Origin of the sequence: Sphingopyxis solisilvae (assembly GCF_015475875.1) — a bacterium.
GTDB classification, from domain to species: domain Bacteria; phylum Pseudomonadota; class Alphaproteobacteria; order Sphingomonadales; family Sphingomonadaceae; genus Sphingopyxis; species Sphingopyxis solisilvae.
Genome location: NZ_JADKYM010000020.1, coordinates 1 through 21,471, shown reverse-complemented (window position 1 = coordinate 21,471; position 21,471 = coordinate 1). Strand labels below are relative to the sequence as shown.

Below are 21,471 nucleotides of genomic sequence, written 5' to 3'. Positions count from 1 at the left end.
TCCGGGCACTCATTTCTTGTTCCAGTTGCGGGTCATCGACACCCGCGCCGCATAGGGGTTTCGCCGGGTCAGCGACAAGAGCAAACCCATGCCGATCGACAGCGCGATGAACGACGACCCGCCATAGCTGATGAACGGCAGGGTCATGCCCTTCGACGGGAACAGCTGGGTGTTTACCGCCATGTTGATCGTCGCCTGCCCGCCGAACTGCGCGATCAGGCCCGCGACCGCGAGAATCAGGAAGCTGTCTTCTTCGTCAAGCAGGCGCACCAGCACGCGGACGATGATCGCGAGATAGAGAATGGCGATCGCGATGCAGGCGATCATCCCGAATTCTTCGCCGATGACCGAGAAGATATAATCGGTGTGCGCTTCGGGCAGCTGGAACTTCGCCAGTCCCGCCCCCGGCCCGGTGCCGATCAGGCCGCCCGCGGTCAGCGTCGCATGCGCGCGGTCGACCTGGAAACTGTCGCCTTCGGCGAACAGCCAGATGTTGATGCGCTGCTGCGCCACCGGATAGAAGAAATAGGCGAGGATGATGCCGACAACCCCGGTCGCCGCGAGCATCCCCATGATCCGCATCGACAGCCCGGCGACGAGCACCAGCACCAGCCAGGTCGCGGCAAAAATCACCGTCTGCCCCAGATCGGGCTGCCCCATCAGCAGCACGGCGATGACCCCGGTCAGCACAAAAGTCAGCGGCACGACTGGCAGGCTCTGGTCATGCAGGCGCAGCGACAGCACCCATGCCAGCGTGACCGCAAAAAAAGGTTTCAGAAACTCGGACGGTTGCAAGCGGAAAACCCCGCTGCCGATCCAGCGCTGCGCGCCGTTCACAGTGGTGCCGACCAAGGGCACCAGGAACAGCAGGACAAGAAAAGTGATCGTCCCGTAGATCGCGAAGCGTCGCGCCTGCGCCTTGGGCAGCATCGAAACGGCGAGCATCACCGGCACCCCGACGATCACCCACATCATCTGGCGATAGAAATAATAGAGCGGGTCGAGCGACGCGGTGCTGGTCGACAATTTCTGCGCCGCCACCGGCGACGCTGCCGCCACCGCGACCAGCCCGATCGCCACCAGCATCGACACGAGGAGGAGAAGGACGCGGTCGATTTCCCAGAACCACAGGCCCAGCGGGGTGCGGTCGGCGCGGCTGAGCCGCGGGCCGCGGCGCTTGACGGTCCGCGTCGCTGCGATCACCGGCCGTTCGGTCACGCTGTCCATCTGGTCCATTCCCCCGCTCATGCCCCCAGCGCCTGCACCAGCGCGCGGAATGTATCGCCGCGCTGCTCATAATCCTTGAACTGGTCGAACGACGCGCAGGCCGGTGACAACAGCACGACGTCGCCCGGCCGCACCGCCGCCGCCGCCTGTGCGACCGCGGTTGCCATATCGCCCGACCGTTGCACCGCAATGGCATCACCGATTTCGGCCGAAAACGACTCCATCGCCTCGCCGATCAGATAGGCCTGTTTCACATGACCGAACCACGGGCGGCACGCCGTCAGCCCGTCGCCCTTCGCCTGCCCCCCGGCAATCCAGTGCAGGCGCTGGTCCGGCGCCGGCGGAAACGCCGCCAGCGCCGGTGCAGCGGAAGCCGCGTTGGTCGCCTTGCTGTCGTTATACCAGCGCGCGCCACGGGCTTCGCCGACCAATTCCATCCGATGCGGCAACGACCGAAAGGTGGCGAGACCGCGTTCGATCGCTTCGTCGTTCAATCCCAGCACCCGGCACACCGCGATGGCACAGACGGCGTTCTGCGCATTGTGCGGGCCTTGCAGCGCGGGCCAGCGCGCCTGGTCGACCGGGTCGATATCCTTGCCCGACACGCGGTGCAGACGGTGGTTGATCCGCCCCGCGATCATCTTTGACGGGTCGTCGTCGACCGCGACGATCGCCACCTGATCCTGGTGCTGGAGCGAAAAGAGCCGCGCTTTGGACGCCGCATAGCCGGCGAAACCGTCGTAGCGGTCGAGATGGTCGGGGCTCAGGTTGGTCAGCACCGCAACGTCGCACGCCAGGCTGTGCGACAGGTCGATCTGGTAGCTCGACAGTTCGAGCACATAGACCCCGCCTTCGGGGAGAGGATCGCGCGAGAGGATCGGCAGCCCGATATTGCCGCCCATCAGCGACGCCATCCCGGCGCTTTCCAGCATATGGTGGATCAGCGCGGTGACGGTCGATTTGCCGTTGGTGCCGGTAATGCCGACCACCTTGTGCGGCGGCAGTTCGCCTTGCGCCTCGGCGAACAGCTCGACGTCGCCGATCACCGGCACATGCGCCTCGCGCGCATGCGCCGCGATCGGGTGGCGGTTGAGCGGCACGCCCGGCGACACCACCACGCCCGCAAAACCGATCAGGTCGATCTCGAGCGGATTGCCGATGTCGGCGCCGAGCGCCATCGCGTCGTCGCGCGCATCCTCGCGGTCGTCCCAGGCAGTCACCCCGGCGCCGCTGGCAACGAGCGCCGCGACCGTCGCGAGCCCCGAGCGCGCCAGCCCCAGCACCGCATAGCGGCGACCGGCAAAGGCGCGCGAAGTGATCACCGCAGTTTCAAGGTCGCGAGCCCCGCGAGCGCCAGAACGATCGAGACGATCCAGAAGCGGATGACGACGGTCGATTCGGGCCAGCCCATCTGCTCGAAATGATGGTGGATCGGCGCCATGCGGAACACCCGCTTGCCGGTGCGCTTGTACCAGAAAACCTGGATGATCACCGACAAGGCCTCGACCACGAACAGCCCGCCGACCAGGACCAGCACCAGTTCATGCTGCGCCGTCACCGCGATCGTCGCCAGCGCGCCGCCGAGCGCGAGGCTGCCCGTATCGCCCATGAACACCGCCGCGGGCGGCGCGTTGAACCACAGGAAGGCCAGGCAGGCGCCGATGATTGCGGCGGCAAACACCGCCAGCTCGCCTGCCCCCGAAACATGCGGGATGCCCAGATATTCGGCGAATTTCACATTGCCCGACAGATAGACGATGACGAGGAAGGTCAGGCTGGCGATGATGACCGGAAAGGTTGCGAGCCCATCGAGCCCGTCGGTCAGGTTCACCGCATTGCCGAAACCGACGATCAGCACCATCGCAAAGACATAATAGAGCGGCCCCAGCTCGATCACGACATCGTTGAAAAAGGGCAGATACAGGTCGGTACCGGTGCGCGACACGATCAGGAATACTGCGACTCCGGCGATCAGGAATTCGATCAGCAGCCGCACCCGCCCCGGAATGCCGCGGTGGCTGGCTTTGGTGACCTTGTCCAGATCGTCGAGAAAACCGACCGCGGCGAACCCACCGGTCACGAAAATACAGGCCCAGACAAAGCGGTTCGACAGGTCCATCCACAGCAGCGCCGAGATCATCAGCGAGATGAGGATCATCAGCCCGCCCATTGTCGGCGTGCCCTTTTTCGCGAGATGGCTCTGCGGCCCGTCGTCGCGGATCGGCTGCCCCTTGCCCTGCCGCATCCGCAGCATCAGGATGAAGCGCGGCCCGATCCACAGCCCGATGATCAGCGCGGTCGCGACCGCCGCGCCCGAGCGGAAGCTCAGGTAACGGATGAGGTTCAAAACCCCCGGAAAGCCCAGCCATTCCGCCAGCCAGTAAAGCATCAAAATTCCCCGTTGGTCAGCGCCGACACGACATGTGACAAGCCGACGCTGTTCGACCCCTTGACCAGCACGGTGTCGCCAGGGCGGATCACTGCGCCCAGCCGCTCCGCCGCGTCAGAGTGGGCGGCCACATGCTCGAAATCGATCTGCCCCTCAAGCGCTTTGGCGAGCGGCGCCATCTCTTCGCCCACAAGCAGGGCGAATTGCACCCCGGCTGCGACGAGCGGAGCGGCAAGACCGGCGTGATAGGCCGCACCGTCCGGGCCGAGCTCCTTCATCGCGCCGAGAATCGCCACTTTGCGGTCGCCGGATTCGCTGCCCAGCTGCTCGATCGTCGCCGCCATCGACGCCGGGTTGGCGTTATAGCTTTCGTCGATCAGCAGGATATGCCCGCCGCCCAGCGGCACCCGGTGGCGCGCGCCGCGGCCTGCGAGCCCGGCCATTTCGGCAAAGGCGAGCCCCGCCGCGGGCAGGTCGCCGCCGACCGCCTTGACCGCCGCCAGCACCGCGAGCGAATTGGACACCCAATGCACCCCGGCCTGCGCGATCGTGTAGCACAGCAGCGCATCCTGCACTTGCGCGGTCACGAGCGAGCCGCCCTGCCCGTCGGGCAGCCAGTCGACCGCGCGGACGTCGGCATCGGCGCCGAGGCCAAAGCTGATGACATGCGTCGCATGGCGTTCGGCCTTGGCGCGCAGCCGTGCATAATGCGGACTGTCGAACGGGACGATCGCGGTGCCGCCGGGCTCCAGCCCCTCGAAAATTTCGCCCTTTGCGTCGGCGATCGCCTCTTCGCTGCCGAAAAACTCCATATGCGCGGGGGCGATGGTGGTGACGATGGCGACGTGCGGGCGCACCATGCGCGTCAGTTCCGCAAGCTCGCCCGCATGGTTCATCCCCATTTCGAACACGCCGAAATCGGCGGTCGAGGGCATCCGCGCCAGGCTGAGCGGTACGCCGACATGGTTGTTATAGCTTTTGACCGATCGGTGCGCCCTGCCCGGGCGGAAGCGGTCGAGCGCCTCGAATAGCGCCTCCTTCGTTCCCGTCTTGCCCGCCGATCCGGTCACCCCGATGATCCGGCCATGGCTGCGCGCGCGCGATGCGGCGCCCAGCGCATTCAGCGCCGCCGCGCTGTCGGTGACGCGGACATGCGGATGATCGATGGGGGTTTCGCAGACGATGCCGGCGGCGCCCGCGGCAATCGCCTTGTCGATGAATTTATGCCCGTCGGTCGCCTCGCCGCGCATCGCGACGAACAGGTCGCCCGTCGTCACCTCGCGCGAGTCAAAGGCGACGCCATGCACGGTGAAATCAGCGCTCGCTTCGCCGCCGGTTGCGGCGGCGATGGCGCGGGCGGTCCACAGCGGGTTCATGCCGCACACTCGCGCGCGACCGCGACGTCGTCGAAGGGGATGATGCGCATGTCGGCGCCCGCACCGACGATCTGCCCCTGTTCATGCCCCTTGCCCGCGATGCAGATGATGTCGTCGGCGCGCGCTTCGGCAATCGCGGCGGCGATCGCGGCGCGGCGATCGCCGATGACCTGCGCGGTTGGCGCGCCCTCTGCAATCGCCGCGCGGATGACGGCCGGATCCTCGCCGCGCGGATTGTCGTCGGTGATGATCAGCACATCGGCTTTCGCAGCGGCGACCCTGCCCATCTCGGGCCGCTTCGCCTGATCGCGGTCGCCGCCCGCGCCGAACACCAGGATCAATCGCCCGCGCGCGTGAGGGCGCAGCGCATCGAGCGCCGCCGCGAGCGCGTCGGGGGTATGCGCATAGTCGACGTAGACCGGCGCGCCAGCCTTGGTGATCGCAGCCCGTTCCAGCCGTCCGCGCACCGGCTGAAGCCGGCCGAGATTGCCTAGCGTCTGCGCCATATCGCCGCCGGTCGCGATGACCAGCCCCGCCGCCACCAGCGCATTGGCAACCTGATAGCCACCGATCAGCGGCAGGTCGACCCGATGAGCCGCATCGCCTGCCGCAATGACCAGCGACTGGCCGAGCTGGGTCGGCTCGCGCGATACCAGTCGCAGCGTCTCTCCCCGCGTGCCGACCGTCAACAGCCGGACGCCGCGCGCCTTGACCGCATCGATCACCTGCGCCGAATAGTCGTCGTCGGCCCACACCACCGCCGCGCCGTCCTGATCGACCACTTCGGTGAACAGGCGCAGCTTGGCCGCCAGATAGGCGTCCATCGTGCCATGATAGTCCAGATGGTCGTGGCTGAGATTGGTGAACGCCGCGGCTTTCACCGGCAGGCCTTCGGTGCGATATTGATCGAGCCCGTGGCTCGATGCCTCGAACGCCGCATGACCGACCCCTTCGACCGCCAGTCCCGACATGTTGCTGAGGAAGGTCACGATGTCGGGGGTCGTCAGCCCGGTCGACGAACTGTCGACCGAAGTGGTGATCCCCAGTGTGCCGATCGACGCGGCGTTGAACCCCGCCATCCGCCACAGCTGGCGCGTCATTTCCACCGTCGACGTTTTGCCGTTGGTCCCCGTCACAGCGACGCAGGTGGCTGGAAAACGATGAAAGAATCGCGCCGCAATATGGGCAAAGGCGCGGCGCGGATTGGGCTCGGCGATATGCACCGCGCCATCGACCCGCGCTTCGGGGCGCGCGACGACCGCAATCGCCCCGGCGTCGATCGCCGCCGGAATGAAATCCTCGCCGTTGAATTTTTCGCCGACGAACGCGCCGAACACCGTTCCCGGTGCCACCTTGCGATGGTCGATCGCCAGCCCGGTCACGACCGGGTCGGGCGTCCCGTCATGCGATTTGTCGAGCAGCGCAGACAGGCGCATTACCCGCCTTCCCCGTTTCTCCAGAGCAGCGGAGTGAGTTCGGAGACATCGACGTCACGACTTTCATCGGGGAACACGCCCAGCATCGGCCCGGCGCGCATCACGACCTTGCTGACCACCGGCGCCGCGGTCCAGCCCGCGGTGCGCTGGCCCGAGCTATAGGCATTGCCCTTGGGCTCGTCGATCATCACCAGCACGACGTAGCGCGGATTGTCCATCGGGAAAGCGGCGGCAAAGGTCGCGACGACCGAGCTACGGCGATAGCCGCCCGCGCCGGGCTTTTCGGCGCTGCCGGTTTTGCCGCCAACGCGGAAACCGGGCGCTTCGGCCTTTTTGCCGGTGCCGTCGGACACGATCAGGCGCAGCAGCTGGCGCATCCGCGCACTGGTCGCGGCCTTGAACACGCGGTGCCCCTTCGGCGGCGCCGTATCGCCCAGCTTGGTGATCGTCGCGGGGCGATAGATGCCGCCATTGACCAGCGCGGCATAAGCGCTGGCGAGGTGGAGCGGGGTGACTGCGATGCCATGGCCATAACCGGTGGTCATCGTCGTGATCCGCCCCCAATCGCGCGGCCACAAGGGAAAGGCGCGTTCTTTCAGGTTGATCTGCGGTCGGCCATCGAACTCCAGGCTGCGAAACATCGCTTCCATCTTTTCGCGCCCCAACTCGTCGGCGATGCGCGCGGTGGTGATGTTCGAACTGTGGATCAGCGTTTCGGGGACATTCAGCCAGCGCCGCGACGGGTGGCTGTCGCGGATGCGAAAGCCCGCGATCGCAAGCGGCTGGGTCGCATCATAACGGCGCGCCATGCTGGTCACGGTCCCTGCGTCGATCGCCGCGGCAACGGTCAGCGGCTTGAACGTCGATCCCAGCTCGTACAAATTATGCGTCACCGCATTGCGCCGCGCCGCCATATTGTCGGGGGCCAGTTTGTTGGGGTTATAGGTCGGCAGCGATGTCATCGCAGCGATTTCGCCGGTGTGAACGTCCAGAATGATCCCGGCGCCGCCGATCGCTTCCAGATTGGCGACCGCCGAACCCAGCTCGCTTTCCAGTACGCCCTGCACCCGCGCGTCGATCGACAGCGCCAGCGGCTCGCCGCGGGTCGCCGCATCGGTGAGGCGGCTCTCGAACGCACCCTCGACACCCGCGACACCTTCGCCGTCGGCGTTGATAAAGCCCAGCACATGCGCCGCCAGCGACAATTGCGGGTAAAGCCGTTCCTTCTCGCGCGGAAAATCAAAGCCGACATCGCCGATGGCATTCACGGCCGCGACCTGGTCGGGCAGCGCGCGGCGGCGGATATAGGTCGGTCGCGGCCCGCTCAGCTTGGCGAACAGTTCGGCGCGGGGGGTATCGGGAAAAATCTTGTGCAGCTCGTCGGCCAGATACTGGCGGTTGTTGAGCAACTTTTCAGGCACCACGCGGATCGCATAGCCGTCGATGGTACGCGCCAGCGGCACCCCGTTGCGGTCGACGATATCGGCGCGCGCCGGGATGAAGCCGCCGGTCCGCGATCCCGATTGCGATCCGGTGTCGAACACCGCAAAATAGACCAGCCGGACCGACACCAGAAAAAATGCCGCCATGAACAGCAGCATCAGGATCATCAGCCGCTGCTGGGCAGTCAGCAAAATCTGCTGCCGGACGCCGGCGGTACGTACCCGGGTCGGACGGACGACCAGCGTGTTCATCGGGCGGGCTTGCCTCCTGCCGCTTCGAGAGCCGCCGCGCGCTTCAGATCGGCCAGCGTCGATTCGGCCAGCAACTGGTCCTCGATCATTTTCAGTTGCTCGCGGCGGCGGGTTGGCGCCATGCGCGGCGCGGTATCGCTGCGGACCTCGCTGTCGGCCTGCGCCAGCACGACAGGCTTGGCGGCGGGCTTCGGTGGCGTCGCGGGCGTCGGGGTTTCGGCGACGGGGCTTTGTTTCGGCGCTTCGGGGATGGCGACAGGCGATACCATCGCCATCAGCACCGGTGCGACCTCGTTGGCGCCGCGCGCGCGCGGCAGGCGGTCAAGCGAGGCAAGCTGACGCTCGCTCTCCAGATACTGGTCCGCCGACGGCGCCGAATAGCCAAAGGTGTCGGCGTTCCAATGTTCCAGCTGCCGCATCGAGGCGCGGACCGCGAGTTCGGATTCCAGATAGCGGATATTGTCGCGCGTCCGCTCGATCTGCCGTTCGATCCGCGTCAATTCGCTGCGCGTTGCCGCCACCTTGAGCGACACCGGGTACAGCATCATGGCGCAGATCAGCACCAGCAGGACCAGCCCGATGCCCTGAAGCTTGCGTGCCGCCATCAGCATGAGATCGCCTCCTTCACATGGGGTTGACCCGGCCATGCCGGGGCTGCGGTGCGCACCGCACTGCGCAGCGTTGCCGACCGGGCGCGGGGATTGCGTGCCTCCTCGACCTTGCCCGGCCGCACCTTGCGCGCCGGGGTTTCAAAGGTGGCGGCCCGCGCCAGAGGGATCGGCGCGGGCCGGTGACGCGAACCCGCGGCATCGCCTCCGCTGCGTTCGCGCAGAAAATTTTTCACGATGCGGTCCTCGGTGCTGTGAAAGCTGACGACCGCCAGCCGACCGCCGGGACGCAGGACGCGCTCGGCCGCCGCCAGCCCCGCCGCCAGTTCGTCGAGTTCGCCGTTGATGTGGATGCGGATCGCCTGAAAGCTCTTGGTCGCGGGATCCTTCGGCGCGCCCGGCGGGTGGCGCAGCGCTTTGCGGATCACCGTCGCCAGTTCGCCGGTGCGGCTGAGCGGGCGCGCCGCAACGATCGCGCGCGCCACGCGGCGCGACTGGCGCTCGTCGCCATAATGAAACAGCACATCGGCGATCTCGGTTTCGTCGGCGCGGTTCAGCCAGTCGGCGGCGCTTTCGCCCTCCTGCGCCATGCGCATGTCGAGCGGGCCATCCTTCTGGAACGAAAAACCGCGCTCGCCGTGGTCGAGCTGCATCGACGACACGCCGATGTCAAAGGTGATGCCGTCGACCGCGTCGATCCCGCGCTCGGCGAGCAGGCGATCAATCTCGCCGAAACGGCCGTGGACTAGCGTCAGCTTGCCGCCCGCCTCCTCGACCAGCGCCTGCCCATCGGTAATCGCATCGGGATCGCGGTCGCACGCCACCACCTCGGCGCCCGCGGCGAGCATCGCGCGGGTATAGCCTCCGGCACCGAAGGTCGCATCGACATGACGCTCGCCCGGTACGATCGCGAGCGCGGCGATGACTTCGTCGCGCAGCACCGGGTCGTGACGGGGGTCGCGCGGCAGATCGGGCAACGACGCGCTCATTTGCGCCCCCTCCCCTTCGTCGCATCCCACGACGCCGCCAGCCGCTGGAGCACCGGGTCGGCCTGGGCGCATTCGGCCAGCGTCGGCAGCCACCAGATTTCCAGGCGGCGACCCGACCCCACAAACGCCGTCGCGCCGGCATCGCCGACGCGGTCGCGGTGGATGAAGCTGGGCAGGAAACGACCGCTGTCGTCGAGCGTGTACGGCTCGGTATAGCTGAAGCGTTTCTTGAACTCTGCATCCTCGTCGAAATCGAGGTTGCGTGAGCGCGCGGTTTCGCGATCGCGCTCGATCTCGCCGTTCAGCCGGTCATATTGATCCTGGCCATAGGCAACCAGGCACGGCAGCTTTTCGTGAAAGCCGACCCAGAGTACGCGCTGGCCGTCCGCAATGAGGGGCACATTGTTGCGGAATTGAGAGGGGACGGCGATGCGCCCCTTGCCATCGATCGCGGCGAAACTGGTGCCCGCATATTGGCCGGGCGTCACAATCGCCATCGCTTTGCCCCCCGTATGCGCCACCGGGCAATAATTTCCCGTCCCCGGAATCGCTTGGATTCCAGCAGTTTCGGCTCAGGCGGAGATTGCCCCTCTCCGACTCCTGCCTATCAACTATGAATTGGGGTGAAAAGGGGAAATTTAGGGCAAAATAGGGAATCTAGCCCTAAATCAGCGCAAAATGAGCCGGATCGAGGGCAAAAGCGGTCGCCCCCGCGCCTGACGGGGGTGAAATCGCTATCTTTTCCGGACGAGAACGACTGAGACGACTCGCCTCAGTGGGCGTCGCTGCGAATCCACAGCGGGCTGAACGGCGCGACTCCGGCTCCCGGCCACAACCGCGCGGCCATCCAGGCCATGGTATCGGCGGGCCGCAGATGTTCGGCACCGGGGATGGCCGGCGTCCATAACGGCGCAAATAACAGGTCAGCGTCGCCCACCAACCAGACCTCGCCCTTCCCGATCGGGCACCGGGCGACATGGCGGTCGGCATAGCCGCGGCAAGCGGCGGGCAGCCGCTCGAACCGCCCCGCGCTGGCGAGCAGCAGCCGCGCTGCATCGACATCGGCGGCGACCACCATCGGCGCGTCGGGGTTCGCCGCAGCCAACGTCACGCCCCAATGGTCGAGCAGCGGGGTCAGCAAACTCGTCACCGGCGGGTTGCGGGGATCGCCGATCGGGTGTGCCGCAGGCCAGCCCGACAGGGCATCTGCCAAGATCACAGCCTTGCCGCCGCCGCGCACAAAGCCGTCGATCGCAACCAGTTCCTGCGGCGCCAGCGCGCGCGGGTGCGCGAGCAGCAGTGTCCCGCCCGGTGGCGGCCGGTGTTCGACCAGACTGTCGACAAGCTGCAGCGGCCCGGCGGCTTCCAGCCGGACCAGCGCCGGATCATCGGCGCGCTGCCCGGCAATGATCGCAGCCAAATCGGCCTCACCCGACCAGCGCAGCGGTAGCCCCGTCAGCACCGTGGCGACGGGCGCGTCTGCCGGCGCCGCCGCAGGCCGATAGAGACGGGCGAGCATCGCATGGCTCGCCGCGAACCAGCCGACCGCGATCAGCAAGGCGACCAGCCACGTCAGAATCCGCCAGCGCGGGCGCCAGCCCATCAGCGTTTCGGCAAGGACACCGGCCGCAAGACTTGCCGTCGCGATCAACGCCAGCTGCAACCACGCGAGCTGTCCCGCCAGCACCATACCCAACACTGCCTGCGCCAGCACGATGCCGAACGCCGCAACGAGCAGCGCCCGACGTCGCACGGTCGCTTCGTCGCGGCAGCACCACGCAGCGAGCAGCACCAGCGGCGGAAACAGCACCGGCAACGCCAAGGCCGGGTCGATCCGCCCGAACTGCGCTTGGCCGCCGCCCAGCCATGCGAGCAGCGTCGCCAGCAAGATCACCGGGACAGCGCGGCCCAACGGGCGGCGCCAGCAGGTCATCGCGGCGCCGACTGGCGCGCGCGCTGCAATTCGGGATCGGGTTCGAGATCGGGCACGGTGGCCGTCGACGGCGCGGCCTGCGGCACCTTCACCGCCGTGCCGGGATTTTCCTCCTTCGACACCGGCTGGACTCCCAGTTCCTCCAGCGGCGCCTTGCCGGCCTTGGTGTCGTCGCCCGGCATCTTCACCGTCGCGTCGGCGGCAGCGTCCTCGAACGCCCGTTCGCGGGCGCGGTCGCCGATCAGACCGGCCATGCCGACCAGTAACAGCACCGTCAGCACCCCGGCTATGCCGATCTGAAGCCGCCGCATCGAATCATTGACCGGTCCGGGCGCGGGGGGCAGCGGCGGCACCGGCCCGTCGGTATGCGCTCTTTTCATGCCTCGGCCTCCGCCAGCCCCTTGCTCGCCAGCCATTCGGGGTTGTACAGCGTCGAAAGATAGCGAAACCCGCTGTCGCAAAGGACGGTTGCAATACGCTTGCCGGGGCCCATCTGCCGCGCCAGCGCCATCGCGCCCGCGACATTGATCCCTGACGACAGGCCCAGGCACAGCCCCTCATCGCCCAGCAACTGGCGTACAACCTTCAGCCCCTCGGCATCCGAAATGCGGAACTGGGTGTCGATCGGCGCGCCGTCGAGGTTGGCGGTGATGCGGTTCTGGCCGATCCCTTCGGCAACACTGCTGCCTTCGGCTTTCAATTCGCCGCACTGGTAATAATTATACAGGCCCGCCCCGTGCGGATCGGTCAGCGCAACGACGATGTCGGGATTATGCGCCTTCAACCCCAGCCCGGTTCCGGCAATCGTGCCGCCGGTCCCCGCTGCACAGGTAAAGCCGTCGATCCGCCCGTCCATCTGCGTCCAGATTTCCTCCGCCGTGCCCATCACATGCGCCTTGCGGTTGGCGATATTATCGAACTGGTTGGCCCAGATCGCATTATCGGTCTCCTCGGCGATGCGGCGCGAGGTGTGGACGAAATGGCCGGGGTTGGCGAACGGCGCGGGCGGCACCAGCACCAGCTCGGCCCCCAGCGCGCGGATCGTCGCCATTTTCTCGGCGCTCTGGTTGTCGGGCATGACGATGATCGTCCTGTACCCCAGCGCATTGCCAACCAACGCCAGCCCGATGCCGGTGTTGCCGGCGGTCCCCTCGACGATCGTACCGCCGGGCTTCAGACTGCCATTCGCCTCTGCGTCGCGGACGATATACAGCGCGGCGCGGTCCTTCACCGACCCGCCGGGATTGGCATATTCACATTTGCCCCAGATTTCGCAGCCGGTGGCTTCGCTTGGCCCTTTCAGCAGCACGAGCGGGGTGTTGCCGATCAGGTCGAGGCTGTTTGCAGCAATCGTCATGCCGAGTGATTTAGGGGGGCGCCCGCCGCCCCGCAAGACAGCTTCGCTTGGCCCGGCCAAGCCCGGCCTTTTGTCGACCAACGCCACGTCCCGACCGACGAACGGCCCGATATGCCGTGGCCGACCCTTGCATTAGAGATATTATATCATTACTGACCCCGCCAACCTTCCACGCTCATCATCAGGATTTTTCGTCGATGCGACTGCTTTCTTCCGCCGGTTTCACCCTTGCCGTCATGCTTTCGACCCCGGCTTTCGCCCAGGGTCGCGCGGCCACAGGCAGCGGCGACGATCTGCACACCGGCGATCCGATCATCGTTACCGCGCCCTATGTCCGCAGCCTCGATATTCTCGGGAATATCACGGTCCTCGACGGCGATGAACTGGCGCGGGATATTCGCGGCCAGATCGGCGACACACTGACGCGTCAGGCCGGGCTTTCGGCGACCAGCTTTGCGCCCGGCGCCTCGCGCCCAGTGCTCCGCGGCTTTTCGGGCGAGCGCGTTCGCATCCTGACCGACGGCATCGGGTCGATCGACGTGTCGAACACCTCCGCCGACCATGCCGTCACCATCGATCCGCTGACCGTCGAGCGTGTCGAAATTCTGCGCGGCCCCGCGGTGCTGCTGTTCGGCAGCCAGGCGATCGGCGGCGCGGTCAACCTGTTCGACCGTCGCATTCCGCGCAAGGTGCCCTCCGATCACGTCCATATCGACGCGCTCGGCGGCTATGCGACTGCCGCTAACGACCGCAACGGCGGCGCCTCGGTCGATGTCGCGCTGGCCCCCAATATCGTCGCGCACGTCGACGGCAGCTGGCGCAAGACCGGCAACCTGCGCACCGGCGGCTTTGTCCATTCCGCCGATTTGCGCGACGACCTGCTCCACGCTGCCGAACATGAGGCGGAGGAAGGCCATGACGACGAAGCTGCCGAACTCACCGCGCTGGCGAACAGCCGCGGCAAGATTCCGAACACCGCCAGCGAAACCTGGACCGCCGCGGGCGGCCTGTCGCTGATCAATGAGGGCGGCCAGCTCGGCATCTCGGTCAGCTATTATGACAGCAAATATGGCGTCCCCAGCCGCCCAGGCTTCGAGCATCACCATGATGACGAAGACGAGGGCGAAGACGACCATGACCACGATCACGAGCATGGCGAGGGACCGGTCACCATCGGCCTCAAACAATGGCGCGCCGATCTGCGCGGCGAGGTCGAAATGGGCGACGGCTTTTTCGAAAAACTGCGTATCCGCGCCGGTTTTGCCGATTATCAGCACACCGAGTTCGAAGGCGACGAGGTCGGTACCGTCTTTACCAACAAGGGGATCGAAGGGCGGCTCGAGCTGGCACAGAACGACCGCGGCGGCTGGCGAGGCGCCAGCGGGATCCAGTACAGCCACCGCGATTTCAACGCGATCGGCGCCGAGGCCTTCGTCCCGCGCAACCTGACCGACCAGTTCGCGCTGTTCACGCTGCAGGAATGGACGCTGGGCTCGCTCGGCATCGAAGCTGCGGCGCGCTATGAAACCACCGACGTGCGCGCGCCCTCGCTCGGCATCACCCGCAACTTCGACGCCTTTTCGGGCGCGCTCGGCGCGAACTACGAACTCGGGGAAAATGCCAAGATCGGCCTGTCGGTGGCCCGCGCCGTTCGCGCGCCGTCCGCCGAGGAGCTGTTCTCGAACGGCCCGCACATCGCAACGCAGGCTTTCGAAGTCGGCGACGTCGATCTGAAGCGCGAGGCAAGCTGGGGCGCCGAAGCGTCGTTCAAGCTACGCACCGACGCCTTCAACCTCAGCATCGCCGGCTATTACAACTGGTTCGACAATTTCATCTATTCCGAAGCCACGGGCGAGGAAGAGGACGATCTGCCGGTGTTCCAGTATTTCCAGCGCGATGCCCGTGTCTGGGGCTTCGAGGCCGAAGCCAGCGCCCGGTTGGCGCAGATCGGCGGTTTCAACATCGTCGCCGATCTGGTCGCCGACATGACGCGCGCCAAGGTCAAGGGCGGCGACCATATCCCGCGCATCCCGCCGCTGCGCGTACTGGGCGGGCTCGAAGCGCAGGGCGCGCGCATCGATGCGCGTGCCGAGGTCGAATGGACCGACGGCCAGAACCGCGTCGCGGCCTTTGAGACCCCGACCAAGGGCTTCACGCTGGTCAATGCCTCGATCAGCTGGCGGCCGCTGCCCGATACCAAAAATCTGACGCTGTCGCTGGCCGCGAACAACATCTTCGACGTCGAGGCGCGGCGCCACGCCAGCTTCACCAAGGATTATGTCCCGCTCGCGGGCCGCGATTTCCGGATTACGGCGCGGGCGAGTTTCTAAAATGCCGTCGCCCTCGCGCAGGCGGGGGCGACGACCATGTCAAAATGGCAGTTGCTTGCGCTTGTTCCAGTAAATCGACGTCGCTGCAGCATAGGCACCGACCTTTTCCCACGCCTCTGACTCGACCGCTTCGATATCGATCCCGCTGTCGATATAGGCTTGGACGATGGCCATGATATGGTCCTCGTTCATCTCGCCCGACAAATCGGGATTGGCGCCGGCGGGGCCGAAATCCAGCGCCTTGTCGACGGTGGCGGGCGCCAGGTTGAGGCGTGCCATGTCGCCTGCCAGCCATTCGCGCGCAATACGGGCGAGGCTATAGTCGAAATAGTCGCGCTTCTGCGCATCCGTCATCGCATGCTGCGTGGCGCAGCCCTGGGCGATCGTCACCAGTTGCTGGAACAGCGCATCGCGGCTGGCATCGTCACCCGCTCCGGCCATCGCCGCACCGATCGCCGCTTTTTGCTCCGTCGGCACCTGCACCACCGCACAATCGAATTTCTCGCCTTCCTGCGCCGCGGCGGTCGTCGGCAGGGTGACCGCAAACAGGGCGGCGCCCGCCATCAAAATCTTCCTCATGTCCGATCCTTCCGTCGTCGCAGCGCGATTGCTTACGACAGCATGGCCATCCCGCCGTTCACATGCAATGTCTGACCGGTGACATATCCGGCCTCCTTCGACGCGAGATAGACGACCGCGGCGGCAATATCGCTGCCCGCGCCCATCCGCCCCGCCGGTATGCGCTGATTGAGCGCTTCCTTTTGCGCGTCGGGCAGGTCGTCGGTCATCGCGGTCGCGATAAAGCCCGGTGCGACGCAGTTCGCGGTCACCCCACGGCTCGCCAGTTCCTGCGCCAGTGCCTTGGTCATGCCAGTCACCCCGGCTTTCGACGCGGCATAATTGGCCTGCCCCGGATTGCCGGTGGCGCCGACGACGCTGGTGATCGAGATGATGCGCCCGAAACGCGCCTTCATCATCGGCTTCGCCGCGGCGCGCGCGAGGCGGAAATTCGCCTCAAGGTTGATGCGGATGACGTCCATCCACTCCTCATCCTTCATCCGCATGATCAGATTGTCGCGCGTCACCCCCGCATTGTTGACGAGGATGTCGAGCTGGCCAAGCGTCTCAACCGCCGAAGGCACCAGCGCATCGACCGCGGCGCCGTCGCCGAGGTTGCACGGCAAAGCGATATGGTCGCCGCCCAGCGTATCGCGAAAAGCATTCAGCTTGTCCGCATTGGACCCCGACACCGCCAGCCGCGCGCCCTGTGCCGCGAGCGCCTGCGCGATGGCTGAACCGATACCGCCCGAAGCGCCGGTAACAAGGGCGGTCATGCCGGTGAGATCGAACATCTGAATTTCTCCTGAAATCGCAAAATTAGAGCGTTTTGAGCAAAGCCTCGATGTCATCCATCGAAATCACGCTGATCGTCTCGACCTCGCCGCTCGCGCTGCGTTTCACCATCGGTGACAGCACCTTGCCGCCGAATTCGACGAACTGCCCGACGCCGATATCCTCCATTGCGCCAACGCTTTCGCGCCAACGGACGCGGCCGGTGACTTGTTGCACCAGCAGGTCGCGGATCGTGTCGGCGTCGCTCACCGGGCTCGCGGTGACGTTCGCGACCACGGGAACCAGCGGCGGCGCGGGCGGGTTGGTGCCGAGCGCCTCGGCCATCGCGTCGGCCGCAGGCTGCATCAGCGGACAGTGGAAGGGCGCCGACACCGGCAGCAACACACCCCGCTTGATGCCATAATCCTTGACCAGCGCAACCGCGCGCTCGACCGCGCCCTTGTGGCCCGAAATCACGACCTGCGAAGGGTCGTTATCGTTCGCGACAGTGCAGACCTCGCCCTCGGCGGCGGCATCGGCGAGCTTCTGCGCGGTTTCGATGTCGGCGCCCAGCAGCGCCGCCATCGCGCCGACCCCGACGGGCACCGCCGCCTGCATCGCCTGCCCGCGCGTCTTGAGCAGCCGCGCGGTGGTCGCAAGATCGAACGCCCCCGCGGCGCACAGCGCGCTATACTCGCCGAGGCTGTGGCCCGCGACATAATCGGCCTTGGCCGCCAGCGTCACGCCGCCCTCCTTTTCCAGCACGCGCAAGGTTGCGATTGCGTTCGCCATGATCGCGGGCTGGGCATTTTCGGTGAGGGTCAGCTGCTCTTCCGGCCCTTCGCTCATCAGCTGGAACAGCTTTTGTCCCAGCGCGTCGTCGACCTCCTGAAATACTTCGCGCGCGACCGGCGACGCGTCGGACAGCGCCTTGCCCATGCCAACCGCCTGGCTGCCCTGACCCGGAAAAATGAATGCGCGCATATTGCGTCCCCTAGTGTGATTATGAATTGGGCCGCGCCTATTCCTTCACCCCGCACGATGCAAGCCGAAGGGCACCACCTTGTTAGCCGCATCATGGCCGATGTCGGCGCCGCCAAAAAAAGGAATGCCGCACCGTGCGCACCAATGCCGCACGATGTCCTCCGCCTCCATCCCGAACGGCCGCTCATTCTCGCGCACATCGCTCACCCGCCCCAGCCGCAGCCCGGCAAGTCCGCGCGGCCCCAGATAGCTGGCGACATGAAAAAAGGCGCGGTCAAAGGCATAAAGATATTCGCTGACCTCCTCGACGATCAGCACGTGGCCCGAAAGGTCGGGTTCGAGCGGGGTGCCGAGCAGCATCGACAGCGTCATCAAGTTGAACGCCGCATGGCGCGCGCCATGCTGCAGCCCCGGCTCGCACGCTCCCGGGTCGCGTCCGACCAGCCAGTCGAGCGCGCGCAGCACGGCCGCGTCGCCACCCTCGCGGCGAATATCCGCCACCATCGGTCCGTGCGCGACATGGTCGAACCCGTCGCGATAGAGCGCACCGAGCAGATTGCCCTGATCCGAATAGCCAAGGAACGCCTTGCCGCGCGCGACGTCGGTCATCGCCGCCACGGCATCCTCGGCGATCCGGCAGGCGCCATAACCGCCGCGGGCGAACCAGACCGCGTCGACATCGGGCTGGTTCGCCATCTCGACCAGCGCCGCAAAGCGATGCCCGTCCTCGCCCGCAAAATGGCCGTGCGTCGCAAAGCATTGCGGGTCGAAGATGAGCTCGACGTCGGGATAACCCAGGCTGGCGAGCGCGCGCACCGCCTCGGCATCGTCGGGGAGGATCGGGGTGCTGGGGGCAACGATTCCGATACGCATGATTGAAATCCCATAGTCCTCGGTTGCCTCGCTCCGTCATTGCGAGCGAAGCGAAGCAATCCAGAGCGGTTTACTCTCACGCTGGATTGCTTCGCTTCGCTCGCAATGGCGAGGCTCATGAATATCACTGGCCGCCGGTTGCAAACCCTTCGTCAAAGCCATAACGCGCCTCGATGACCGAAACCAAATCCTATTTCTTCTGCGGTATCGGCGGGTCGGGGATGTTGCCGCTGGCGATGATCGTCGCGGCGCGCGGAGCAAGGGTAGCGGGATCGGACCGCAGCCGCGACCAGGGCCGCTCGCCCGATAAATTTGCCTGGCTCGAACGCCACGGCGTCGCCCTGTTCGCGCAGGACGGCAGCGGCATCGCCCCCGGCCAGACGCTGGTCGCCTCCGCCGCGGTCGAAGACAGCGTGCCCGACGTCGCCGCCGCCAGCGCGCTCGGCCTGCCGCGCCAGACGCGCGCCGAACTCAACGAGGCGCTGTTCAACGCCGCCGCGCAGGGAGTGGGGATCGGGGGTACGAGCGGCAAGTCGACGGTCACCGCGATGATCGGCTGGATCCTCGACTGCGCGGGCCGCAATCCGACGGTGATGAACGGCGCCGTCATGCGCAATTACGCCACCCCCGACGCGCCCTTCGCCAGCGCCCGCGTCGGCGGCGACACACTCTATGTCAGCGAGGTCGACGAAAGCGACGGGTCGATCGCGCTCTATCGCCCCGGCGTCGCGGTCGTCACCAACATCAGCCTCGACCACAAGAGCCTGGCCGAACTCCACGCGCTGTTCGGCGATTTCGTCGCCAAGGCGCGGATCGCGGTCGTCAACGCCGACGATCCCGAATCGGCGGTACTGTTCAATGGCGACAATAATCTGCGCTTCGGCTTCGGCGAGGGCGCCGCGATGCGCGGCAGCGATTTTGTCGCCGAACCCGACGGCTGCCGCTTCACGGTCAACTTCATGGCGACCCGTCACGATGTCCGGCTCAAAATGCCCGGGCGTCACAATGCCATGAACGCCCTCGCCGCGATCGCCGCGGCGCGCGCGCTAAACATTCCGGTCGCGCAGTCGGTCGCCGCGCTGGCCGATTTCGCCGGTCTCGCACGCCGCTACGAGGTGCTCGGGCAGGCCGGCGGGGTAACGGTGATCGACGATTTCGCGCATAATCCCGACAAGGTCGCCGCGACACTTGCCGCGGTCGCCGAACTGCCGGGCCGCGCGCTGCTGTTCTTCCAGCCGCACGGGTACGGACCGCTGCGCCAGATGGGCATCGAACTGGCGGCCAGCTTTGCGGCGGGCATGCGCGCGGACGACAAGCTCTTCGTCTGCGACCCCGTCTATTTCGGCGGCACCGTCGACCGCAGCATCGGCAGCGAGGCGCTGGTCACCGAAACGCGAGCAGGCGGCGGCGACGCCGTCCATCTGACGACGCGCGCCCACTGCGGCGCCGCGATCCTCGACGAAGCCAAACCCGGCGACCGCATCCTCATCCTCGGCGCGCGCGACGACACGCTCACCGAATTCGGGAACGAACTGCTGGAAAAGCTTGCCCGCCGCGCTTGATTCTTCCGGGCGAATCTGTATAGGCGCGCTCATTCGGGGCGAGGCCTTGTGCCGTTCGCCCCGTTTGCTTTGCACCAATACGCAAAGCCGGACGACAGCCGGAGGGGTCTTGCGATTGGCGCAGGACCAGCGATCGGCCAAATCGAAGGAAGCGCACCATGCCGTTTTACGAGCATGTCTTTATCGCGCGTCAGGACCTGAGCCAGGCTCAGGTCGATGCGCTGGCGGAAACCGTCACCAATGTTATCGGCGAATATAAGGGCCAGGTTCACAAGACCGAAACCTGGGGCCTCAAGCAGCTCGCCTACAAGATTCAAAAGAACCGCAAGGGTCATTATGTGATGCTGTCGGCCGAAGTGTCGGGCGAAGCGATCGCAGAAATCGAGCGTCAGGCGGCGATCAACGAAGACATCATCCGCTGGATGACGATCAAGGTCGACGAACTCGAAAAAGGCCCGTCGGTCATGATGCGCAAGCAGGAACGTCGGGGCGGCCGCGGCCGCGACCGCGACGGCGAAGAATAAGGAACAGCAACATGGCACGACCCTTTTTCCGCCGCCGTAAGACCTGCCCCTTCACCGCGAAGGACGCACCGGTCATCGATTACAAGGACGTCCGCCTGCTCCAGGGTTACCTGTCGGAGCGCGGCAAGATCGTCCCGTCGCGGATCACCGCGGTGTCCACCAAGAAGCAGCGCGAGCTGGCCAAGGCGATCAAGCGCGCCCGCCACATCGGCCTGCTCCCCTACATTGTGAAGTAAGGAGGGCAGCGTCATGGAAATCATCCTGCTCGAACGTATCGAGAAACTGGGCGGCATCGGCGACGTTGTTACCGTCAAGAACGGCTTTGCCCGCAACTATCTGCTGCCGAACAACAAGGCGCTTCGTGCCAACGACGCGAACCGCAAGCTGTTCGAAGCAAACCGCGCCAAGATCGAGGCCGATAACGCCGAACGTCGTGGCGACGCCGAAGGCCGCGCCAAGGACATCGACGGCAAGCAGATCGTCCTGATCCGCCAGGCGTCGAACACCGGCCAGCTGTACGGCTCGGTCGCCGTCCGCGACATCGTCGAGGCGCTGGCCGAAGACGGCGTCCAGGGCGTCACCAAGGCGATGGTCGAGCTCGAACGCCCGATCAAGTCGCTGGGTCTCGTCGACGTCAAGGTCAAGCTGCACCCCGAAGTCGTCGTGACCGTCGGCGTCAACGTCGCGCGCTCGCCCGACGAAGCCGAAATGCAGAGCCAGGGCATCGACGTCATCGCCGCCATGTTCGAGGAAGAACAGGCTGCCGCCGCCGCGGTCGCGCTCGAACCCGACAGCGAAGACGAATATGACGACGCCACGCCGCCATCGGAAGCGGCGGGCGGCGCGCCCGGCCCCGG

The 21,471-nt window shown here is 66.1% G+C and carries 21 protein-coding genes; 5 read left to right on the top strand and 16 right to left on the bottom strand.

The window, feature by feature from the left end:
• Positions 1–9: 9 nt before the first annotated feature.
• From IR187_RS13165 to IR187_RS13110, 12 genes are all read right to left on the bottom strand, one after another.
• The gene (locus IR187_RS13165; RefSeq protein ID WP_194955040.1) at positions 10–1,248 is read right to left on the bottom strand and encodes an FtsW/RodA/SpoVE family cell cycle protein; all 1,239 of its coding nucleotides are present in this window, start codon (positions 1,246–1,248) and stop codon (positions 10–12) included.
• A complete protein-coding gene (gene murD, locus IR187_RS13160) occupies positions 1,245–2,549 on the bottom strand; it encodes a UDP-N-acetylmuramoyl-L-alanine--D-glutamate ligase (protein WP_194955039.1) in 1,305 nt (434 codons plus the stop codon). Before murD ends, IR187_RS13165 begins: the two co-directional genes overlap by 4 nt.
• The gene (gene mraY, locus IR187_RS13155) at positions 2,546–3,616 is read right to left on the bottom strand and encodes a phospho-N-acetylmuramoyl-pentapeptide-transferase (RefSeq protein ID WP_194955038.1); all 1,071 of its coding nucleotides are present in this window, start codon (positions 3,614–3,616) and stop codon (positions 2,546–2,548) included. Before mraY ends, murD begins: the two co-directional genes overlap by 4 nt.
• Positions 3,616–4,992: a UDP-N-acetylmuramoyl-tripeptide--D-alanyl-D-alanine ligase gene (locus IR187_RS13150; protein WP_194955037.1), complete on the bottom strand. Its 1,377-nt coding sequence runs from the start codon at positions 4,990–4,992 to the stop codon at positions 3,616–3,618. The genes mraY and IR187_RS13150 overlap by 1 nt, the downstream gene beginning before the upstream one ends.
• Entirely contained in the window at positions 4,989–6,428 is a 1,440-nt protein-coding gene (locus IR187_RS13145; protein WP_194955036.1) for a UDP-N-acetylmuramoyl-L-alanyl-D-glutamate--2,6-diaminopimelate ligase, read from the bottom strand. Before IR187_RS13145 ends, IR187_RS13150 begins: the two co-directional genes overlap by 4 nt.
• Positions 6,428–8,122 carry a peptidoglycan D,D-transpeptidase FtsI family protein gene (locus tag IR187_RS13140; RefSeq protein ID WP_194955035.1) on the bottom strand — a complete coding sequence of 565 codons (1,695 nt, stop codon included), beginning with the start codon at positions 8,120–8,122 and terminating at the stop codon, positions 6,428–6,430. Before IR187_RS13140 ends, IR187_RS13145 begins: the two co-directional genes overlap by 1 nt.
• Complete coding sequence (locus IR187_RS13135; RefSeq protein ID WP_194955034.1) at positions 8,119–8,733, bottom strand: hypothetical protein; 615 nt, start codon at positions 8,731–8,733, stop codon at positions 8,119–8,121. Before IR187_RS13135 ends, IR187_RS13140 begins: the two co-directional genes overlap by 4 nt.
• A complete protein-coding gene (gene rsmH, locus IR187_RS13130; protein ID WP_194955033.1) occupies positions 8,727–9,719 on the bottom strand; it encodes a 16S rRNA (cytosine(1402)-N(4))-methyltransferase RsmH in 993 nt (330 codons plus the stop codon). Before rsmH ends, IR187_RS13135 begins: the two co-directional genes overlap by 7 nt.
• Positions 9,716–10,216: a division/cell wall cluster transcriptional repressor MraZ gene (locus tag IR187_RS13125; protein ID WP_194955032.1), complete on the bottom strand. Its 501-nt coding sequence runs from the start codon at positions 10,214–10,216 to the stop codon at positions 9,716–9,718. Before IR187_RS13125 ends, rsmH begins: the two co-directional genes overlap by 4 nt.
• 275 nt (positions 10,217–10,491) lie before the next feature.
• Positions 10,492–11,652 (bottom strand): Gldg family protein, encoded by a 1,161-nt coding sequence (locus tag IR187_RS13120; protein ID WP_194955031.1) that lies wholly within the window; start codon positions 11,650–11,652, stop codon positions 10,492–10,494.
• Positions 11,649–12,032 (bottom strand): hypothetical protein, encoded by a 384-nt coding sequence (locus tag IR187_RS13115; protein WP_194955030.1) that lies wholly within the window; start codon positions 12,030–12,032, stop codon positions 11,649–11,651. The genes IR187_RS13120 and IR187_RS13115 overlap by 4 nt, the downstream gene beginning before the upstream one ends.
• Positions 12,029–13,009: a cysteine synthase A gene (locus IR187_RS13110; protein WP_194955029.1), complete on the bottom strand. Its 981-nt coding sequence runs from the start codon at positions 13,007–13,009 to the stop codon at positions 12,029–12,031. Before IR187_RS13110 ends, IR187_RS13115 begins: the two co-directional genes overlap by 4 nt.
• Positions 13,010–13,206: 197 nt before the next feature.
• Between IR187_RS13110 and IR187_RS13105 the strand changes: the two genes are divergently transcribed.
• Entirely contained in the window at positions 13,207–15,339 is a 2,133-nt protein-coding gene (locus tag IR187_RS13105; protein ID WP_194955028.1) for a TonB-dependent receptor, read from the top strand.
• 39 nt (positions 15,340–15,378) lie between these two features.
• On the opposite strand, the gene IR187_RS13100 is transcribed toward IR187_RS13105, so the two are convergent.
• From IR187_RS13100 to IR187_RS13085, 4 genes are read right to left on the bottom strand one after another with little or no spacing between them, the layout of a single operon-like run.
• A complete protein-coding gene (locus IR187_RS13100; RefSeq protein ID WP_194955027.1) occupies positions 15,379–15,918 on the bottom strand; it encodes a hypothetical protein in 540 nt (179 codons plus the stop codon).
• A 32-nt stretch (positions 15,919–15,950) separates the two neighbouring features.
• Positions 15,951–16,691, bottom strand: a complete 741-nt coding sequence (fabG, locus tag IR187_RS13095; RefSeq protein WP_194955026.1) for a 3-oxoacyl-[acyl-carrier-protein] reductase — start codon at positions 16,689–16,691, stop codon at positions 15,951–15,953.
• Positions 16,692–16,716: 25 nt separating this feature from the next.
• A complete protein-coding gene (gene fabD, locus IR187_RS13090) occupies positions 16,717–17,655 on the bottom strand; it encodes an ACP S-malonyltransferase (RefSeq protein WP_194955025.1) in 939 nt (312 codons plus the stop codon).
• Between the two features lie 45 nt (positions 17,656–17,700).
• Positions 17,701–18,528, bottom strand: a complete 828-nt coding sequence (locus IR187_RS13085; protein WP_194955024.1) for an LD-carboxypeptidase — start codon at positions 18,526–18,528, stop codon at positions 17,701–17,703.
• A 173-nt stretch (positions 18,529–18,701) separates the two neighbouring features.
• Here IR187_RS13085 and IR187_RS13080 point away from each other — a divergent pair, with 173 nt between their 5' ends.
• From IR187_RS13080 to rplI, 4 genes are all read left to right on the top strand, one after another.
• Positions 18,702–20,090, top strand: a complete 1,389-nt coding sequence (locus tag IR187_RS13080) for a Mur ligase family protein (RefSeq protein WP_194955023.1) — start codon at positions 18,702–18,704, stop codon at positions 20,088–20,090.
• A 158-nt stretch (positions 20,091–20,248) separates the two neighbouring features.
• Positions 20,249–20,614: a 30S ribosomal protein S6 gene (gene rpsF / locus IR187_RS13075; RefSeq protein ID WP_194955022.1), complete on the top strand. Its 366-nt coding sequence runs from the start codon at positions 20,249–20,251 to the stop codon at positions 20,612–20,614.
• An 11-nt stretch (positions 20,615–20,625) separates the two neighbouring features.
• Positions 20,626–20,850: a 30S ribosomal protein S18 gene (gene rpsR, locus IR187_RS13070; protein WP_194955021.1), complete on the top strand. Its 225-nt coding sequence runs from the start codon at positions 20,626–20,628 to the stop codon at positions 20,848–20,850.
• 13 nt (positions 20,851–20,863) lie between these two features.
• Positions 20,864–21,471, top strand: a 608-nt coding sequence (rplI, locus tag IR187_RS13065) for a 50S ribosomal protein L9 (RefSeq protein WP_194955020.1), incomplete at its 3' end; no start/stop codon positions are given.

Excerpts from the sequence above, each read along its gene's own strand:
- IR187_RS13120 (WP_194955031.1), bottom strand. The coding sequence starts at position 11,652 with ATGACCTGCTGGCGCCGCCCGTTGGGCCGCGCTGTCCCGGTGATCTTG.
- rpsR (WP_194955021.1), top strand. The coding sequence starts at position 20,626 with ATGGCACGACCCTTTTTCCGCCGCCGTAAGACCTGCCCCTTCACCGCG.
- IR187_RS13135 (WP_194955034.1), bottom strand. The coding sequence starts at position 8,733 with ATGCTGATGGCGGCACGCAAGCTTCAGGGCATCGGGCTGGTCCTGCTG.
- IR187_RS13150 (WP_194955037.1), bottom strand. The coding sequence starts at position 4,992 with ATGAACCCGCTGTGGACCGCCCGCGCCATCGCCGCCGCAACCGGCGGC.
- mraY (WP_194955038.1), bottom strand. The coding sequence starts at position 3,616 with ATGCTTTACTGGCTGGCGGAATGGCTGGGCTTTCCGGGGGTTTTGAAC.
- IR187_RS13085 (WP_194955024.1), bottom strand. The coding sequence starts at position 18,528 with ATGCGTATCGGAATCGTTGCCCCCAGCACCCCGATCCTCCCCGACGAT.
- IR187_RS13115 (WP_194955030.1), bottom strand. The coding sequence starts at position 12,032 with ATGAAAAGAGCGCATACCGACGGGCCGGTGCCGCCGCTGCCCCCCGCG.
- IR187_RS13105 (WP_194955028.1), top strand. The coding sequence starts at position 13,207 with ATGCGACTGCTTTCTTCCGCCGGTTTCACCCTTGCCGTCATGCTTTCG.
- fabD (WP_194955025.1), bottom strand. The coding sequence starts at position 17,655 with ATGCGCGCATTCATTTTTCCGGGTCAGGGCAGCCAGGCGGTTGGCATG.
- rpsF (WP_194955022.1), top strand. The coding sequence starts at position 20,249 with ATGCCGTTTTACGAGCATGTCTTTATCGCGCGTCAGGACCTGAGCCAG.
- IR187_RS13165 (WP_194955040.1), bottom strand. The coding sequence starts at position 1,248 with ATGAGCGGGGGAATGGACCAGATGGACAGCGTGACCGAACGGCCGGTG.
- IR187_RS13145 (WP_194955036.1), bottom strand. The coding sequence starts at position 6,428 with ATGCGCCTGTCTGCGCTGCTCGACAAATCGCATGACGGGACGCCCGAC.
- IR187_RS13125 (WP_194955032.1), bottom strand. The coding sequence starts at position 10,216 with ATGGCGATTGTGACGCCCGGCCAATATGCGGGCACCAGTTTCGCCGCG.
- IR187_RS13080 (WP_194955023.1), top strand. The coding sequence starts at position 18,702 with ATGACCGAAACCAAATCCTATTTCTTCTGCGGTATCGGCGGGTCGGGG.
- rsmH (WP_194955033.1), bottom strand. The coding sequence starts at position 9,719 with ATGAGCGCGTCGTTGCCCGATCTGCCGCGCGACCCCCGTCACGACCCG.
- IR187_RS13100 (WP_194955027.1), bottom strand. The coding sequence starts at position 15,918 with ATGAGGAAGATTTTGATGGCGGGCGCCGCCCTGTTTGCGGTCACCCTG.
- IR187_RS13140 (WP_194955035.1), bottom strand. The coding sequence starts at position 8,122 with ATGAACACGCTGGTCGTCCGTCCGACCCGGGTACGTACCGCCGGCGTC.
- fabG (WP_194955026.1), bottom strand. The coding sequence starts at position 16,691 with ATGTTCGATCTCACCGGCATGACCGCCCTTGTTACCGGCGCTTCGGGC.
- IR187_RS13110 (WP_194955029.1), bottom strand. The coding sequence starts at position 13,009 with ATGACGATTGCTGCAAACAGCCTCGACCTGATCGGCAACACCCCGCTC.